Below are 18,730 nucleotides of genomic sequence, written 5' to 3' on the forward strand. Positions count from 1 at the left end.
TTATTGCATTCTACTTGCTCGAATCGTTCCAGCGATCGTATGCGCCTTGATAAAGCTCTACTATACGATCACCACCCATTTTCTTGATTTGAGCCGTATAATTATCCCAGTTAGAGATCGGTTCATTACCTGTTACGAACTTCGCTTCCATCTGTTTAACATACGTGTTTAGATCGGACAACAAAGCGGAAGCTTCGGACTGTTCTTCATTCGTTAAATAAACGTTAGGGAAAGGCGCTTTGCCGATTGGAGTAAGCTTTTCCGCATTTTCCTTATCAATCCATGCGTCGAAGTCGCTTCTAAGTCCTTTTGTAAGCTCAGTGTCGTTCATACCAGGAGTGAGGATACCATAGTTCGGTGTCATCGTACCTCGGTATTCTTCACGATCCACGCCGCCAGGAACCGGGAGCCATTCTTTCTCGTGTGTATCCTTGTTTTTATATTTCCACAGTAAGTTCTCAGGACCTTGGGTGAACAGTGTAGCGCCTTCATAGCTGTATAGGTAGTCGATCCAGCGCATTGTCGCTTCTGGAGCTGGGTTGCTGCTCGTAATTGCAAAGGTACCGTTCGCAGAGATACCAGGATGCTTGCCATAGACTGGGGAACCAGCTATTTCACTCTTCACAGGAGTCATCAATGGATTGTCTTCACTTGGTTCACCGCCAAGCGTGAAGTAAGGGAAATAATCATTGAACACTGCAATTTGATTATTTTCGCCTTTAGCTTTCTTCTGATCATTTGTTTGAGAGAATGTCTCGTGGTCGAGCAAATTATCATTCCACAGACGATTCAAGAATGTTAAGTAGCCTTTGTAGCCCTCTTCTTGTGGAGTATAGTGTACTTTACCATCCTTATCGGCATAAACGACCTCATCATAAATGCCCCAAAAACCAAGGAAGAACATACGCAAATCGTCAAGTTTAACGGAAGTAAGCGGAATTTCATCCTTTTTCCCGTTACCGTTCGGATCTTCATCTTTAACTCGCTTTAGAAAGGCATAAAGCTCATCTGTTGTCTTAGGCAGTTCGGTTACCCCAAGGGCTTTCAAGAATTTACCGTTATACCACATCGGGCCGCGATACCAGACCGCTGCTAAATCGATGTTGGGTAGCGCATACATATGACCGTCGGGTGTTGTAAACGACTTACGAATATCTGGATTCTCGTCAAAAATCTTTTTCAGGTTAGGTGCGTAACCGTTATCAATATAACCTTCAAGAGGGATAAGAACACCCTGACTGCCGTAGGTTACTTGTTCGGCAGGCTTAAGATCCGCAGCATAGAACACGTTCGGCAAATCGCCGCTGGCAAATACCAGATTTTTCTTAGTTGCGAAGCTGTCGCTCGGTGAATTTTGATATTCCAACTTGATTCCTGTCAATTTCTCCATCTCTTGAAGAACAGGCATTTTATTCCAATCCGCTATACCGACATCTTGTGACATCATGGTCAATGTAAGCGGCTTATTAACAATTGGAAAACCTTCTTTCGTGACACCCTCAGCCGTCTTGGAGGCAGCCGTGTCATTTGTACCGCTAGCAGCACCTTCGTCTTTGGATGATCCGCAAGCTGCCAATAATGACATGAGCAATGTGAAACATAATAACAATACTGAAGATTTCCGAAGCTTTCTCATTATAAATTCTCCCCTTTAGATTAATAAATGTATGAGCAAGATCAGCCCTTAACGGAACCAATCATGACACCTTGCACAAAATAACGCTGAAGGAACGGATAAATAGCAATAATGGGTACTGTTGCCACGATAATGACTGCGTATTTAACCAGCGAGGCGATCTCCGCTTTGTTGTTAAGTGCCGCTGCTGATGACGCATCCATGGCTCCCCCACCCTGTGCCGACATTTCTTGCAGAACAAGAATTTGGCGCAGGACGAGCTGCAGCGGGTATTTATCAGCATCATTCAAATAGATAAGTGCCGAGAAGTAGCTATTCCAGTTGCCTACACCGTAGAACAACCCCATAACAGCGATGATTGGCATTGATAACGGCAGAATGATTTTGATGAACAACCGCATGTTCGTGCACCCGTCGATTTGAGCAGCCTCTTGCAGTTCTCTCGGAATCGAGGACTGAAAGAACGTCCGGGATACAATGATGTTCCAGATCGAAGCGGCTGAAGGAATAACAAGTGCCCACATCGTGTTTACCATGCCTAATTCCTTGACGAGCAAGTAAGTTGGCACTAGGCCGCCGCCGAAGAACATAGTCACCATGAACATGCCCATAAAAAAGTTTCGTCCCACAAAGTCTTTGCGGCTCAAGGCATACGCCGCAGGCAGCGTAACGAATAAATTGATCAACGTTCCTACCACCGTATAGAGGATGGTATTCCCATATCCGATCCAAATACTCTCATTCTCGAAAACTCTCTTATAGCCTTCAAAGGTAATACCTTTAGGCCACAGCCACATCTCACCCGAACCGACTAACTTCGGATCACTTATTGAAGCACTGATTATATACACTAAAGGATAAGCCACGATCAGAAAAGCTAGGAATACATAAATATAGTTACAAATAACGAATACTTTATCCCTACCGGTTTCTTTAACAGCAGAAATCATCTGCCTCACCCCCTTCTATTACCACAAACTGTTACTATCATTGGTACGGCGCACAACCTGGTTCACGACAATTAACAGGATCGCGTTGACTACAGAATTGAACAAACCGATCGCCGTTGAGAAACTGTATTGGGCATCTATTAATCCCGCACGATATACGAAAGTCGAAATGACATCCGACGAGCTCATGTTCAATGAATTTTGCAGCAATAGTATTTTCTCAAATCCTACCCCAAGCATACTGCCCATATTCAGAATTAATAGTATCGTTATTGTTGGAGCAATCGTCGGAATGTTAATGTGGCGAACTCGTTGGAAACGTGAGGCGCCATCGATAATCGCTGCTTCATGCAGTCCTGGATCAACACTTGATAACGCTGCCAAATAAATAATGGTACCCCAGCCTGCGCTCTGCCAGACGCCTGAGAGCACATACATCGTCTTGAACCATCTCGGATCCGTTAAGAAGTCAGGAGCGTTAAATCCAAACCATTCAATAATGTTAATAACAACTCCCGATGAGGGAGACAAGAACGTAATGATCATACCTGCCATAACCACCACAGAAATAAAGTGAGGCGCATACGTAACGGTCTGAGCTGTCCTTTTGAAGAACCCGTCCTTTATCTCATTGAATGCCAACGCTAGTATAATTGGAATCGGAAAGCCGATGGCCAGTTCATACAAGCTGATACTTAATGTGTTCCATATCAAGTCCCAGAAATAATAGGAATTGAAGAAACGGATAAAATGGTCGAACCCAACCCAATCGCTTCCGAATATCCCTTTTGTTGGAACGAAGTTCTTAAAAGCGATTTGTATGCCGTACATCGGTCCATAAGAAAAAATGAGAAAGTATAAAACCGCTGGTGCTATAAATATATATAGTTCCCAGTTTTGCAGGACTCTCTTCCATACTTTACTCTCTTCCTTCTTCTGCTTGGGAAGCGCGCTGCCCGATAAGATACTTTTGGTATCCTGCATAATATCTCCCCCTCCTACTTCTGTTATTGTTCTTCTAGATGCGGTATCAAGGTCAGGATTAATTGTTGATAACGCTTACAAAAAGAATAGCCGAAATCAGAGAGCTTCGTATATATGTCATTTTCGATTAGCCCAACAACCGCATCACAGCGGGGAAACCACGATAATTGACAGCTGAAATAGATCTATATAAGATGTGTAATTTTTGATCAAAACCCTCTATCTTTCCCCCTTGCGCAATTTTGACCTATCCCCCATATCAGGTTAACTATCCCTTCATCATGGACTTTTCATGAGAAATCAAGAATAACATGTATGCATTAATAATCAGGAATGTAGAAGTGTTCACCATTCGATTACTGGATATCGCCCTGGCAAAAAAAGAATCCTGATCAGTTTGCAAGAGGCAGTAATAGCTTCTCACCTGATCGGGATTCTTTTCACCAAAGTTGTTACGATTTCGAAGTTGTGCTTATACCCAATGTAATAATTTCATACGGCTTCACAGGCAACGATAAATTACTCTCAGCATTAACATTTAACGCCATATCAGAGCCTTCAGTCTCCAAAATATTGCTGGTGTAAATACGCGGGGACTTGAGTCCGTGATTCAAAGATAGTTCTGTCTCCTGCGCACTCATATTGTACCAACGAAGCATCATGTCGTTGCTCTCATGATTTAGCTTCATTGAAGAGAACGCAAGCTCCTTGCTCTCCCACTTAATTAGTGAGTAGCAAGCTGGTAAAGCACCCTCATGAACGCCAGTCTGCTTCGTCATCCAAGGAATTTGGAACTGGTAAGCCTCGGCATAAGCGCCGCTGCTAATGCCATTTCCTCTGTGAGGAATTATCTCCATACGTACGGTGCTCTCTCCTAGGCATTGTGCTTCAGGAGTAGGGAAGTAACCCCAATCGCCAAGCTCGCCTGTTGAACGAAGAAGAGTAATCGCGATCGTATTCCGTCCATCGCGCAATACTTCGTATTCATTCAATCCGAAGTTTGCAACGGTAAGTCCAGCTCCAGCTTCACTTACATCGACAAATGCTTGCTGATGTTGGGCATTGCTTGGATTCGTCCACTCCGCCGCAGGCTCATTGCCGCGCTGAGCCACTTCAAACATAGAGTCCACTTGATGCACAGATGCATTCAGATCACTTGGGAACAATGCCCGTAGACGATGATCTTTAGCTTGGTTATTAAATGTTGCCTCGATCTCAACACCCTTACCGGCGCGATTCAATGTGATCACTGTTCTGATTGTCATCGGCACAGTCTCACTTACCCGCTGCGCTTTGCGATCTGGGAAGTAGATTAGCTCATGCTGTTCTTCATCCAGCTTGCTGTCAGCTGACGCTGGTACCGACCAATTATGAATAACCTCGATGGATGCACGGTAAGGAGTATCTTCAAGCACTTGAATAGCCGCTTTGAAACCTTTGGTAGTGCGTGCAGCTTCCCCATCAGGCTGCTTATACATATATTCATTTCCGATATCACCTGTGTCCTCATAAACACCAAGGTCACTGTATGTTCTACCGATTGTTTTGTCTGTTAGCTGGAAGGAGCCATCTTCTGCAACCGAAACCTTCAACAGCTCGTTCTCCATCACATGTTCACCTGTCAACAGTGAGGATCCCGATGCAAGGTTGGACCCAGCCGATGCTGCCAACGCTTCATTACGCACCAGTGCATAGGTCTTCAGTCCAAGTGCCGGAACATTCTCCGCCTCAAACGTAAGTTTCACTTTACGGCACATGTATGGCTGACGGAACTTGTCGTCCGGCAAGTCATAACCAAATTGCAGGCCAAGATCATCCATTGTACATGGAATGACATGACCTTCAGCATCCACCAATACAAGTCCTGAAAGGTCTACTTCCTTGCTAGATTTAGTACCAGCATCCAACGTAGGAGCATTGTTGAAGTAATGACGCTCAGCGTCAACTTCTACCGTCAAGCTGCCAGTCCGCTCCCAGCCTGTTGTATTAAATACAACTACAGGCAGTGGATTTTCTCCAAACTTAGCAAATGGAGTCGTATCGACGGCATCAGCAATTGCCGCTTTACTATCATCGATGATGCTCTCTGCTACATGACGGCTCTTGTCAAAACGAGTGACCATCTCGCGATGCACTTCGTCAACACTACAGCCGCAAATGCTGTCATGAGGATGATTCTGCATTAACGTTTTCCAAGCATAAGTGAACAAATGATGCGGATAGTCCTGACCAAGAGAGTGAGCAAGCGCTGCAAGCGGCTCAGCTACCTTCTCCAGCATAACCTGACCCTGCTGATTCATTTGTTTCAAGTAGACACGAGCAGACGCGGTATTAACCAGCGTTCCCCATCCATCAGTCCGTTGGCTTCGCAGTTCACCCTTGACGGAAGATAGCTGTTGTCCCATTGATTTCTCAACGGCAACTAAATAGTCTTCAAACGTAGAATGAATAAATTCGGTATCTGGATAAAGTTTGCGAGCCGTCTCCAGAGCTTCCGGCAGATCCAGCTGAATAGGCTGGTGATCGCAGCCATTCATGAATAGCAACTGATCTGTCGACGCATACTTCTCAGCATCCGCCAGCTTGCGCTCCCAGAACTCTTTCGCTTGCTCTTCATTCACAGGGATCTCATTACCATTCGAATACCAGTTCGCAAACAAAATGCCCAGCACTTTGGAGCCGTCTGGTCCTTCCCATACCAACTCAGAGAAAGAAGACTCATAACCGCCTTCAGACACCATATTATTAAACCCAGTTGGCTTCACTCCGCGTCCAAAGAAAGCATTCGTGATACCCGACTGCAGCATAAGCTGAGGGGTTTGTCCAACCAATCCAAATGTATCAGGGAAATAACCGATCTTCGCAGGACTTCCGTACTTCAATGAATCCTGATGACCAATCTGCATATTACGTACATTCGCTTCACCGCTAGTTAGAAAAGCATCTTGCAAAATATACCAAGGACCGATAATAATACGGCCTTCTTGGATATATTTCTCCAACCGCTCCTTCTGCTCCGGGCGAACCTGAAGATAATCATCTAAAATAATCGTTTGTCCGTCCATATAAAAGCTTTTATATTCAGGGCCAGCATCAAGCTTCTCAAGCAAGGAATCAACCAGCTTAACAAGGTTTACGTGGTGCTTTTCATAGGGCAAATACCATTCTCTATCCCAATGAGTATGGGAAATGATGTGGGCTGTTCTTTTTGTCATGATACTGATTTGCCTCCTTTTCATTGTATAACTATTTTAGTTATATAGAATGTATAAGCTTCACGCTTATACATTTCTATATAACCATCGCGAAACGAGCTTTGCCACCAGGACGGCGACAGTCGTTTACGCTTGTTCAATCGTAACCTCATGCGGACGGTATACGGACAGAATATTTCCTTTACGATCTGCAGCAAACATAACTGTGCGCTCTTGTTCCAAGCGGAAGCTGTACGATACTTCTGTATCCGTATCTTTCACGGCAATATCAGCATCCCAAGCAAATTCAGATACAAAGATATATAGGAACCCATCCTTGTAGCTAAGCTTACGTCCATAAACGCCGGAAAGTTCGCCGCCCGAAAGCCACTCTATACCGCTTTTCACATCTGTCGCATCAACTGCATAGCTGTACAATTTCACCAACGGCAAAATTCGTTCATTTAATTCAATCGGAAGTGGACTCCAAATGATACGGCCTTTTCCAAAAGGTACATCAACAACACTCGAACCTTTAGCTGCATTACTAGCTTGCTCCGTCGTAGCGACATTTACTTCTTTCACAAGCTCAGCGATTCGACGGTGTCCATAAGAGACGGATAGCGCTTCGCCAGCAAGGACAAGCATTTCTTCCCTTTGAACATTACGAAGCTCAGTCTTGCCAAGGATAGGATGAAGACGATCTGTCACATGCCAGTAAGCATCCAGATTAAGCGCACCCGTTGCAAGCAATGTAGCACCCGTATGTTCTACAATATCCAGAAGCTGCTTCATCGCTTTGTCATCTACATTATGAGCGCTCGGCAGTATGATAAGCTTCGCTGGCTGCGCTTCAAGGTCTGTTAGATGGTACTCTGAAACTGCTCTGAACGGTACATTCATCTCATAAGCTAATGCCCGAGTCAGCTTAGTTGTCGCATCAAAGGCTAGCTTTCTATTTGAAAAATCATTGGAATACGGGAAAACAACAGCCACTTCTTCCAGCTTGCGGTCACTAAAGACGCTTCCGATCTCACGCATAAAGCTTCCAAAATCATAGGATACGTCAGCCTCCGGCTTCTCCGTTCCATCCGCGCGCAGCGCGCCAATTTGTGATTCATTGGCATTGTCCATGTAGAAGTTCGTATTCCAAATCCACTGAACAGCTCCAGCTCCACCAGTTGAAAAGGCATATGCGTATTTACGCTCTAATAGATTGCGAAGCTCGAACTCCGAACGCTTTGCTCTACCGTCAGGCGTCTCAACGTACATAATACCCGTTTCCTGAATGAGATTCGGTTTGTTCGCTGTTTTAGCGAAGATGCCATCCCATAGCAAATAGTCGTTAAACCACCAAGAGTGAACAGTCGTATAATCAACCGCTTCTTCATAGAAGAACGGTGACGGTCTTTGGGCGCCTAGCCCTTCATCCTGCCCGACTGTAACCATATGGTCTGGACATTGCTCTTTAATGGTTGCATAGAGCTGTTTGGCCCAAACATTGTGCATATCCATGGAAAATAGTACATAATCCAGCCAACGGGTACCTTTCTTCCCGGAGTGGATGTCCTGAATATTAAAGTTGATCTCTTCAGCTTTCGGCGGCTTGGCTGAGGCGAAGTCAGGCACCTGCATAGCAGACATATTCCAGTGCTCCTGCAGCTTCTCAATGGATCCATGACGCTCCTCTAACCACTGCGAGAACATAGCCAGCTCGTAAGGATCGTTGCATGATCTTGGTCCATCGGAGAAAATCTGAACGGGATCGAACATCGAAGGCTCGTTAATCAAATCCCAATCAATATTCTTCGTATTCTTATGACGTGATACGATAGAACGAATGAACCGCTTCTGCGCTTCAACACTGCGTGGATCGAGGTAAGGGTTTACACCTTCCCAAGTCTCAGGGGTGAAGGAGAAGAAAGTAAATGTAAGCTGCAAATCATGGCGCTTCGCTGTAAGCACAAACGCATCAATCGCCCGCAGCACTTCCTCTGATGCATGGCCGTCGACTTGCATAATGTTGCGGTAAGCCGTCCAAATACCAGTACGAATCCAGTTGATACCCGCTTTTTTCATTTGCGCCATATCGCGATCCCATACGTCTGCATTAGGTAGGAATAAAAACTTACGCGCCACATCGGATGTCATATACGTCATGCCAACAACCGGAAGAGAAGCTCCATCTTTGATAAAATAATCACGTCCAGCGCTTATCGGCGTTCCTTGCTTCAACAGCTCAGCATCAAAGCCCCAGAAGCCTTGCTTCAGCACACGGATTTCTCCGTCAGGTCCTTCAGCTCTACATATGATTCTATATAATCCGTTTTGGATGTCTATTGGAAGCGAAATACGAACAAAGTTCAGTTCTCTTGTTACATCTTCTTGAAATTCTTTCGTCCAAACAGGTGATGATTCGCCATCACGTTCAACGGAAAGAGCAAATGACCATTTATCCGAAGAAGCGCTATTCGTTGAACGGCTCAAAAGCTGGGTTTGCAGCGTCAACTGCACGCGCTCTCCTGCTTCATAGGAAGCGTAGTTAGGCTTGATCCACAGGTCGGTCATTCCTTTTCCGCTAAAGCCTGCCCACTCAGCAATTGAGCTGGCACCGCCGCGACTCCAGAAATCGGTTGGCAATGATTGGCCTACAAACAACCAACGACCGCCCCCAAAAGGACCGCCGATATGCTCCCATAGAACGACCGGAGCAGAGACTTCCCGGCCCTCGGTTGTAACTCCCTTAAGCAGCGGATATACACGAGTGTCCATCGGTCCTGATGATCCCATTTGATGCGGAAGGTCACTGCTTTTCGTTACATGCGGTACCAAATTCCATGTATCCGAAACGTCTAGCAGTGTCTCTTTTCCAGCAAATAACGGAATGTTTTGCGCAGCCTGATACCCAGCAACACGCGCTCCATCCACCCGCAACGCTTCATGTATATGAAGCTCCTGGTGATAAGCCGTTTGCTCCGCTTCTACAATCCACTCTCCGCCTTCCTGGCGAACAGGGTGTTTAAACGGCGCTCCGCCAATACTGAGCAAACCGCCGCCCCTCTTCAAATAATCCAGTATAGCCGGCCAAGCCGACTTTGGAAAGTATGGAGCATGCATATTAATAAAGCTGCCGCCTTCGGCATGCTGCAAAGAAGCGGCTAGCTCAGCCGCTCCAACAACAGTACCAATCTTCGACAATGCGTCCGATGCCGCTTGAGCATTCAAAGCACCGCTTACCGGAAACCCAGGATCAATAAAAATAATCATTTGGCTCATAGCAAACCATCCTTCATAGCCCGGTATACGAGCTGAGAGAATAAGCTGTTCGACCACGCGAACCAACTTCTTGTGAATACTGCCGGATCATCGGAGTGGAAGCCTTCATGCATGAAGCCAGTATCCGCGTCAGTTGCTTCCAGCAGAGCGATCATTTCGAGCTTTTCCTCGGCTGTCGTTGCTGTAATTCCCTGCATGGATAGAGCCATATGCCAGATATAGCCTGGAGGCGTATGCGGACTGCCAATGCCCTTCGCTGCTTTTCCTTCATAATAGAAAGGATTATGTTTACTAAGCGCAAATCTTCTCGTATTTTGATAAATCTCATCATCCGCCGATACATAGCCAAGATAAGGGATGGAGATTAGTCCAGGTGTACCCGCATCATCCATCAAGCAATGATTGCCGAAACCATCTGTCTCATAAGCATAGATCGGTCCAAATTCCGGATGACGATAAATGCCGTACAATTGAATACCATGATCGATATCCGCTTCTAAATCTTTAAGCTCTTTCAGGAAATCCATGTCACGGAATACCCACTCTGCAAATTCCTGCATTTGGCGTAGTGTAACTACTGCGAACATGTTACCTGGAATATTGTAATGGAAATCACAAGCATCATCGCTTGAACGGAAGCCCGACCAAACCATACCTGTATAATTGACAGGCATTCCGAGTCCGCTATTGCGCAGTGAATCTTCCGGGATACCGTTATCTCTTGTGAAACGGTAAGGCGATTGCTCGAAATGACGCTGTTCCGTCTTGAATAGTTCCAGAATTGTGCGCATCGCTTCTTTGAAGCCCGCATCAAAAATATCCGTTAGCTCTGTTTCTTTCCAATACTGATACGCGAGTCTCATGACAAAGCATAGGGAATCGATTTCGAATTTGCGTTCCCATACCCATGGGGACATCTCCGTCTCATCCGTTGTATTCCAATGCCAATCATTTGCCGTTTCATTGAAAGCATTCGCATAAGGATCAATTCCAATATACATAATATGCCGTTTGATCAGACCGCTTATGATTCTTTGTAGGTCCTTATCATTTTTCGCCAAAGGCACATATTGAATAACTTGCTCAACGGAATCACGAAGCCATAGAGCCGGGATATCACCTGTTATGATAAAGGTAGTACCGTCATCCATCAGCTTCGTCGTCGTTTCCAATGTGTTAGGAAAGCAATTTTTGAAGAGTTGAAGAAGCTTCGGCCGATGCGCCAGCTTCTGCTCTGCTTCCTCTATGATCTCCTGAATGGCCTTAGGCATATCGAGCTTAGGCATTGGTATTTTGGGAAGTCTGAATTGTTCCAAGGCGTTTCACTCCTCTATTTGGTTAAATGATTTAGTTTAATGGTTTTAATCTCAAATGGGGCAAATCGCAGCTCGATGCGGCCTTCTGCGGCTCCCGAGTCCACATTCTCAAGCTCTGCTTCCATTGCGTTCGATAGGAAGATTTCTGATACGGGCTGAGGCCAGCCGATACTCACTTGTTCGCGGCCGCCTGACGATTCGTAAAGACGAATGATCGTACCACGTCCGTCTTCCGAAGGTTTGACCGTATCCAAAATGACATGCTCTCCAGAGAAATGGATCAGTGATGCTGCTGCTGGTCGTTTACCTGGTTTTGCTGTAACTGCCTTATAAATAGGTAGATGGTTTAATTCCGCTGCTTTCCGTAAAGTATGCGCACTTTGCCAATCACCCTCGTGAGGATATAAAGAATAAGTAAATGTATGATCACCCAGGTCGGCCGTAACATCCGGCCATTTGGGTGCTCGAAGCAGCGACAAACGGATTGTACTGCCCAGAACATCATAACCATATTTGCTGTCGTTCAACAGACTAACGCCGTACCCTCGTTCCGATACATCCGCAAAACGGTGTCCGCAAACCTCATATTGCGCTTGCTCCCAGCTCGTATTGCGATGTGTTGGACGCTCTAAAGCGCCGAATGGAATCTCATAGGTCGCCTTGTCTGTAATGACGTTGATCGGAAATGCAACCTTGAGCAATTTATGCGCTTCATTCCAAGACACGGATGTCTCAAAATCAATTCGACGATCCTCATGATAAAAAATAATATCCTGACTGATCTCCGATTTATTCAGCTTCCAGCGGAATTGAAGCACATCCTTGACCTTGCCAGCGAGCAGCACTTTTTTCTCTAACAATACAGCATCTCCTGCAGGCTGCTCCTCGTAGCGGTCGTCGATGTCCCATGCATCCCATAACGTGGGACGATCATGGAAAAATTGAAAATGATTGCCCCGCTCGCCCTCTTGCAGCACTTCACGGCATGCCACTTTATCAAACAAGCTTACCATTTCACCGTTTGGATTAAAACGAATACGATAATGCTCGGTTTCCCACAAATCCTCAAACGGTACCGAGGATGTTGGAGCATCGGAGCGCTTATCAGTGGAAACCGCCTGCTTCAGCCATATCGTCTTGTATCCCAATGCCGGAACTTCTGAAACCTTAATCACCGCTTGCTTTGTGCCGTCAGCCACATCGTTTATTATGTCTAGAACAAGCAGCTTGCCATCCGTATCGCGTGCCTCCACCTGATGTTGCTCTGCCTCTAGTTCTACCTGCAAGACAACATCTCGATTCCATCCGAGACTATTAAATACAATATAAGGCTTGCCTTCGCCTTCTGTTGAAATTGTAGCGGCTAGAGCTTCAATGCCTTGCTTTAAGCTGGAGCCGCCTTTATCGAATATTTCCGTGTATTCCTTCTCAGATGTTTCATATGCTTCCGTTATTGCCGAACCCGGGATAATATCGTGAAATTGGTTGAGCAAAATAAGCTTCCAGCCTTCATGGAGCTTCTTGTTCGTATCCGCCATCTGATCCGCGTTCATAACCTCGGCGGCAAGCGCATTCCACAATTCCGCTTCCCGGTATAATATTTCGGCTTTGCGATTCTTCAGCTTATTGCGCGCATGCGTCGTATAGGTTCCGCGATGAAGCTCCAAATACAAATCACCGCGCCACTTAGGAAGCGCAGGCTGTTCCTTCTCGATATTGCCAAAAAACTCAGCCGCCGTGCTATATTTACTTTCCGGCTGACCAACCATTAAATGAGCGCGGTCAATATATTCAAGCATTTCACGGGTAACTCCGCCGCCGCCATCGCCATGTCCGTAAAGCAGCATCTGTTCGTTATGCTTCTCTTTCTCGCGATAGGATTGCCAGTGATCATGTACATCTTTGGGCAGCGTATTCTCGTTCACACCATGATTGAGGTAGGAGAGCATCGGCGTACCGTCAATGCCAACCCAATGAAATAGATCATAAGGGAACACATTCGTATCATTCCAGCCAAGCTTCGTTGTCATAAAATATTGAATTCCGCCATGCTTCAAAATTTGTGGAAGCGACGCACAATACCCAAACGTATCCGGCAGCCACTCGATTTCCGAGGTTTTGCCGAATTCTTCTTGGTAAAAGCGTTGTCCGTACAGCATTTGACGCATCAACGATTCGCCGCTTGGTATATTTAGATCCGGTTCTACCCACATACCGCCTACCAATTCCCAGCGCCCTTCCTTGATTCTCTCTTTTACTCTCCCATACAGCTCCGGATCGTTATTTTTGAGATATTCAAATAGTAGAGGCTGGCTTTGAGCAAACTTATAATTCGGGTATTCGTCCATGAGCGCATCTACTGTTGAGAACGTCCGGCTTGTTTTCCGAACCGTCTCGCGCGCCGGCCACAGCCAAGCGATGTCAATATGCGACTGGCCGACCATATGAATCGTTCCTTCGGCATTACCGCCAATCTCGCCAGCCTTTTGAACTAATTGTTCTTCAATTCCCTTTAGAGCGCTACCTTCGTCAACCGCATCCTTGTCCAACTGAACAAAGCTATCCATTGCTTCATACAATACCGCCATAAGCCTAGTTCGGCGAAAATCCTGATCCGGCAGCAGCAGCATGCTGTCCCGAATAATCGTTACCGTGTACATCAAGCTTTGCACAGCACGATTCACCTGCACTAGCAAGCTTCGAACGGAGGTGATAGGCGGTTGAATAACCGCTTGCTGGTTAAGTGGATCCACCGGTTCCGGAATCGGGTCGTACAGTTCGATTTCCAGCTCCAAAGGCCAGTTTGATCTGACTGAATCAAGTGTAACGAATGTATGATTGCGATCTAATCCTTGAACAGAGGCTCCATTTACATGAAGCAGTCCTTCCCCTCCGGATTGAAACGAAAGGCCGAAGTGCCCATCGGTCCAAGAAGAGGGCAGATCTATGCTTTTTCTAAAAAAGTATGTCGTCCCCTGCTTGCTAGGAAAGTGATCTAAATCTTTTCCTTCAGTAAATTCGGCAAATTGCTCGTACTTTCCTGGAACCATATACGTGGAGCGGATAATTTCCCAATCGTCTAGCTCTTGGTGCTGCAGCCATTGTCGCTCGGACAGCTCTCTTATAAAACGTCTAATACGTTCCATCACTATTTATCCTCCCGCACTACAAGCTCCGCGCTAAGCGTGTCGTTCACATGCTTGCCTACTAGGATGCGGAACAAGCCTGGCTCAACAACCGGCTTTAAATCTTTTCCTATATATTGAAGCTGTTCTGAACCAACCTTAAATTCCACGGTACGGCTCTCTCCAGCCATAAGCTCTATCTTACGGAATCCCTTCAGCTCTTTGGCCGGCCTTGTAACTACACTTGCTACATCTGAAACATATAGCTGAACAACCTCGGCACCTTTACGGTCACCGATATTTTTCACTTCCACCGACACGACTGCTTCTTCTCCCGGGGTCAAATGATCGGGAGTAACCTTCAGTTCGGAATAGGTGAATTCCGTGTAGCTCAAGCCGTATCCGAACGGATAACGCGGCTGGGAATCCTCCTCGAGGTAACGTTTCCCGCGTGAGCGCTTGCCGTAGTAATAGACCGGAAGCTGACCGACATGCTTCGGAATCGATATCGTCAGCCGACCAGACGGATTTTCATCGCCGAACAAAATGTCCGCAACCGCGTTTCCGCCCTCCTGCCCCGGATACCAAGCTTCTAAAATAGCATGCGCATGCTCATCAACCCATGGCTCAGAAATCGGTCTGCCATTGATATATACAATGACAACAGGCTTGCCCAGCTTGTGTATTTCTTGAATCAATTCAAGCTGTACGCCGGACAGACTGAGCGTCATGCGGTCAATCCCTTCTCCGCAATCCATATCGCTCCAGGAGTGCTCCGTTACTTTGGAGGCACCTGTTTTCAAATCGATACTGCCTTCTCCGAAGTCACGAGCGCTCGAGCCGCCGACGACCATTATGACTGTATCCGCTTGCTCGGCGCATGCCAAAGCAGCTTCAAAGCCTTCTTTCGAATCACCTTTAATCCGGCATCCTGGCACATATTGCACGAGATCAGGCTCGTCCATAAATTTATTGCGAATACCATCCAGCACGGTTACCACTTTGGATTTAGGCTGCGGTGAAGTATAGTCGCCAAGCTGATTATAGCCAACATCCGCATTCGGTCCGATTACCGCTATTTTGCCAGAGGATGTTTTCGATAATGGCAGCAGTCCTTGGTCGTTTTTCAGCAATACCATTCCTTCTGCGGCAATCTTACGAGCAAGAGCAGTATGCTCTTCGCTTCCGATTAACTGCTCGGCTTTTTGTGAATCAGCAAAAGGTCGCTCGAACAAACCAAGCTTGAACTTAAGCTCCAGCACGCGCGACACTGCTGCGTCAACGACTGAAACGCTCAACTTCCCTTCCAAGACGGCCTGGGACAAATATTTTCCGAACATTTCGCCGGACATTTCCATATCAATACCCGATGAAATGGCCTGAACAGCTGCATCCAAGCCATCTTCCGCTACATCATGGCCAGACGCGAGCATATCAATCGCACCGCAATCCGTTATAATCATGCCGTCAAAACCCCACTCCGTACGGAGTAGATCGTGAAGCAATTGCTTGTTCGTTGTGCAAGGAATACCATCAATTTCGTTATATGCGGGCATAATCGACTGTGCCCCGGCCTCAACTGCTTTCTTGAAAGGAAGCAGATCAACTTCAAGCAATTCACGCATCCCCATATGCACAGGGCCGGCATTTCTACCGCCCTCCGAGCTGCCGTATCCGACAAAATGCTTCAATGTAGCGACAACGCTATCCTCATTATCCAGCGAAGTACCTTGAAGTCCTTCCACAGAAGCTACGGCATATTCGCTAATCAGATAAGGGTCTTCGCCGAAGCACTCCTCGGTTCGCCCCCAGCGCGGGTCACGAACGACATCAAGCACTGGCGAATAGGTGACGGCGCCGCCTTGGCTTCGCGTCTCCCTTGCTACAGCGCTGCACATCTCGCGATACAAATCCACATTCCAAGTGCTCCCGAGCGATAGTGGTACCGGGAAGACGGTTGCCCCGATCGCCATATGTCCATGCGAGCATTCCTCTCCGATTAAAATCGGAATACCCAATCTGGAATGCTGCATAGCATAGCGCTGAATTTCATTAACCGCCTCAGCACCTTCTCTCGGAGAGAGTCCCGACTCCAGCGTAACCCCCGTCCATGGATCCGCGCGCAACACTCCGTATAGAGAACCAACACTCCCGTTTTCAATCTGTTTCTTGAACGAATCTGAAATTGTCACTTTTCCATCTATATAGTCATAGGCCTGCCAACCGAACGGCTGAAGCAATTGGCCAACCTTTTCTTCCAAAGTCATAAGCCCGAGCAGATGCTCTACTCTTTCTTTAACCGGCTTACCGCTTTCTTTATAGATCATTCGTTCTACACTCCTCTACGATGCATTTATTCTTTAACAGCCCCTATAGTAAGGCCCTGAATGAAGTAACGCTGGAAGAACGGGTATGCGAATATGATTGGTCCTGTAGCCAGAACGACCATCGCCATACGCGAAGTATCCTGCGGCATATTTCTTAGAGCATCTATACCAAGCGAGCTGTTCTGTGAATTTTGCAAAATGAATTGCAGATTGGTTTCGATCCGCATGAGCATAGACTGCAACGGTACCAGATTAGGGTCTTCAATATAGAGCAGGGCATTAAACCAGTCATTCCAATAGCCAAGCGTACTAAACAAGCCGATCGTCGCGAGACCCGGCAATGAAAGTGGAAGCACTAAACGAATAAATGTCCCAAACTCTCCTGCTCCATCAATTTTACCGGATTCAATAATAGCGTCCGGAACACTTGTGCTATAGAAGGTACGCAATATCATAATATAAAAAGCGTTGACCGCCAGCGGCAAAATCAAGGCCCAGATTGTATCCTTAAGGTGGAGAAGCTGTGTCGCGACGATATAGGTCGGAACAAGACCGCCATTGAACAGCATGGTGAAAAAAGCGAGAAAGGAGAAGAAATTACGGTACTTAAAGCTCTTTCTAGAAACGGCATAAGCATAAAACGCTATCATCAGCAGGCTTATAATCGTACCAACTACCGTTACAAATATAGTGACGCCATAAGCGCGAAGCAGTGTATCCCCGGTCTGAAAAACATATTTATAGGCTTCCAAACTCCATTCGGACGGGATCAATCTATATCCGTCTCTCGCTAGAGCGCCTTCATCGGTAAATGAAATAATAACCACAAACAAAAAAGGGAAAATACATAAAAAAGCGAAAATTCCAGCAAATAAGTTGAACAAGACATTCCATGTCCTAGACAGCTGATGGAAATCGCGTGCTTTCTTTATTCTTTGAGACACTATTCTTCACTCCCTTCAGCAATTTAGAACAAGGCGTTATCCTTGTTGAATTTGCGCACGATGTAATTAGAGAACATAACAAGGGCAAAACCGACAACCGATTGATAAAGTCCCGCTGCCGTACTCATGCCAATTTCGCCGGTTGTTTTAAGACCGCGGTATACATAAGTATCGATAACGTTCGTTACTGAATACAACGTTCCCGAATCTCTAGGCACTTGATAGAACAAGCCAAAGTCCGCATAGAAAATTTTACCGATAGCAAGCAACGTCATAATGGTAATAATCGGACTTAGCATCGGAAGCGTAATGCTGCGAATCTGCTGCCATTTATTAGCGCCGTCAATCATAGCCGCTTCATAGAGTGATTTATCGATCCCCATGATCGAAGCCAAATATACCACACTGCTATAGCCGACCGCTTTCCATAAATAAACGAGTATCAATATATACGGCCAAAATGTAGGATCAGAGTACCATTGAATCGCATCCCAACCAAAATATTCAAAAATCTGGTTTAGCAGGCCGCGCTCTGAGCTCAGAAAACTAAATGCGAAATAGCCGACAATAACCCAGGATAAGAAGTAAGGAAGGAACATACCTGTTTGATAAAACTTGGCCAGCTTCTTATTCGCAATCTCAGACAGCACCACAGCCATTATGACCGAAAGCACCAGCCCGAGTATTATAAAAGCAATATTATAAAGAATTGTATTTCGTGTAATAATGTAGGCATCATCTGTACTGAACAAAAACTTAAAATTATCGAGCCCGACCCATTCACTATTCACAATACTTGCCCAGAAGCCATCTTTACTGAAACGGTATTCCTTAAAAGCGATAACCGTACCAACCATAGGGAGATACGAAAACAAGAGGAACCACAGCGCACCTGGTAAAACCATAAAGAGCATTACTTTATTTTTAACGACGTCTTTGAAAAAATCGCCGAACTTTTTCACGATTATCCCTCCTTTG

The 18,730-nt window shown here is 46.1% G+C and carries 10 protein-coding genes; all 10 read right to left on the reverse strand.

Annotated elements, in window-relative coordinates:
• Positions 1-10: 10 nt before the first annotated feature.
• The gene (locus AC0YN7_RS16060) at positions 11-1,636 is read right to left on the reverse strand and encodes an extracellular solute-binding protein (protein WP_475811032.1); all 1,626 of its coding nucleotides are present in this window, start codon (positions 1,634-1,636) and stop codon (positions 11-13) included.
• A 41-nt stretch (positions 1,637-1,677) separates the two neighbouring features.
• Positions 1,678-2,586, reverse strand: a complete 909-nt coding sequence (locus AC0YN7_RS16065; protein WP_475811033.1) for a carbohydrate ABC transporter permease — start codon at positions 2,584-2,586, stop codon at positions 1,678-1,680.
• Positions 2,587-2,604: 18 nt separating this feature from the next.
• Positions 2,605-3,573: an ABC transporter permease gene (locus AC0YN7_RS16070; RefSeq protein WP_475811209.1), complete on the reverse strand. Its 969-nt coding sequence runs from the start codon at positions 3,571-3,573 to the stop codon at positions 2,605-2,607.
• A gap of 449 nt (positions 3,574-4,022) precedes the next feature.
• A complete protein-coding gene (locus AC0YN7_RS16075) occupies positions 4,023-6,788 on the reverse strand; it encodes an alpha-mannosidase (RefSeq protein ID WP_475811210.1) in 2,766 nt (921 codons plus the stop codon).
• A 123-nt stretch (positions 6,789-6,911) separates the two neighbouring features.
• Positions 6,912-10,040, reverse strand: coding sequence for a beta-galactosidase (locus tag AC0YN7_RS16080; RefSeq protein WP_475811034.1), 3,129 nt, complete (start codon positions 10,038-10,040; stop codon positions 6,912-6,914).
• On the reverse strand, positions 10,037-11,356 hold the full coding sequence (locus tag AC0YN7_RS16085) for a glycoside hydrolase family 125 protein (protein WP_475811035.1): 1,320 nt from the start codon (positions 11,354-11,356) through the stop codon (positions 10,037-10,039). Before AC0YN7_RS16085 ends, AC0YN7_RS16080 begins: the two co-directional genes overlap by 4 nt.
• Positions 11,357-11,370: 14 nt before the next feature.
• Complete coding sequence (locus tag AC0YN7_RS16090; protein WP_475811036.1) at positions 11,371-14,502, reverse strand: alpha-mannosidase; 3,132 nt, start codon at positions 14,500-14,502, stop codon at positions 11,371-11,373.
• Between the two features lie 2 nt (positions 14,503-14,504).
• Complete coding sequence (locus AC0YN7_RS16095) at positions 14,505-16,808, reverse strand: glycoside hydrolase family 3 N-terminal domain-containing protein (RefSeq protein ID WP_475811037.1); 2,304 nt, start codon at positions 16,806-16,808, stop codon at positions 14,505-14,507.
• Positions 16,809-16,834: 26 nt separating this feature from the next.
• Entirely contained in the window at positions 16,835-17,752 is a 918-nt protein-coding gene (locus AC0YN7_RS16100; protein WP_475811038.1) for a carbohydrate ABC transporter permease, read from the reverse strand.
• A gap of 23 nt (positions 17,753-17,775) precedes the next feature.
• Positions 17,776-18,666: an ABC transporter permease gene (locus tag AC0YN7_RS16105; RefSeq protein ID WP_475811211.1), complete on the reverse strand. Its 891-nt coding sequence runs from the start codon at positions 18,664-18,666 to the stop codon at positions 17,776-17,778.
• Positions 18,667-18,730 lie beyond the last annotated feature (64 nt).

The sequence above is a fragment of the Paenibacillus sp. J31R122 genome (assembly GCF_056269185.1).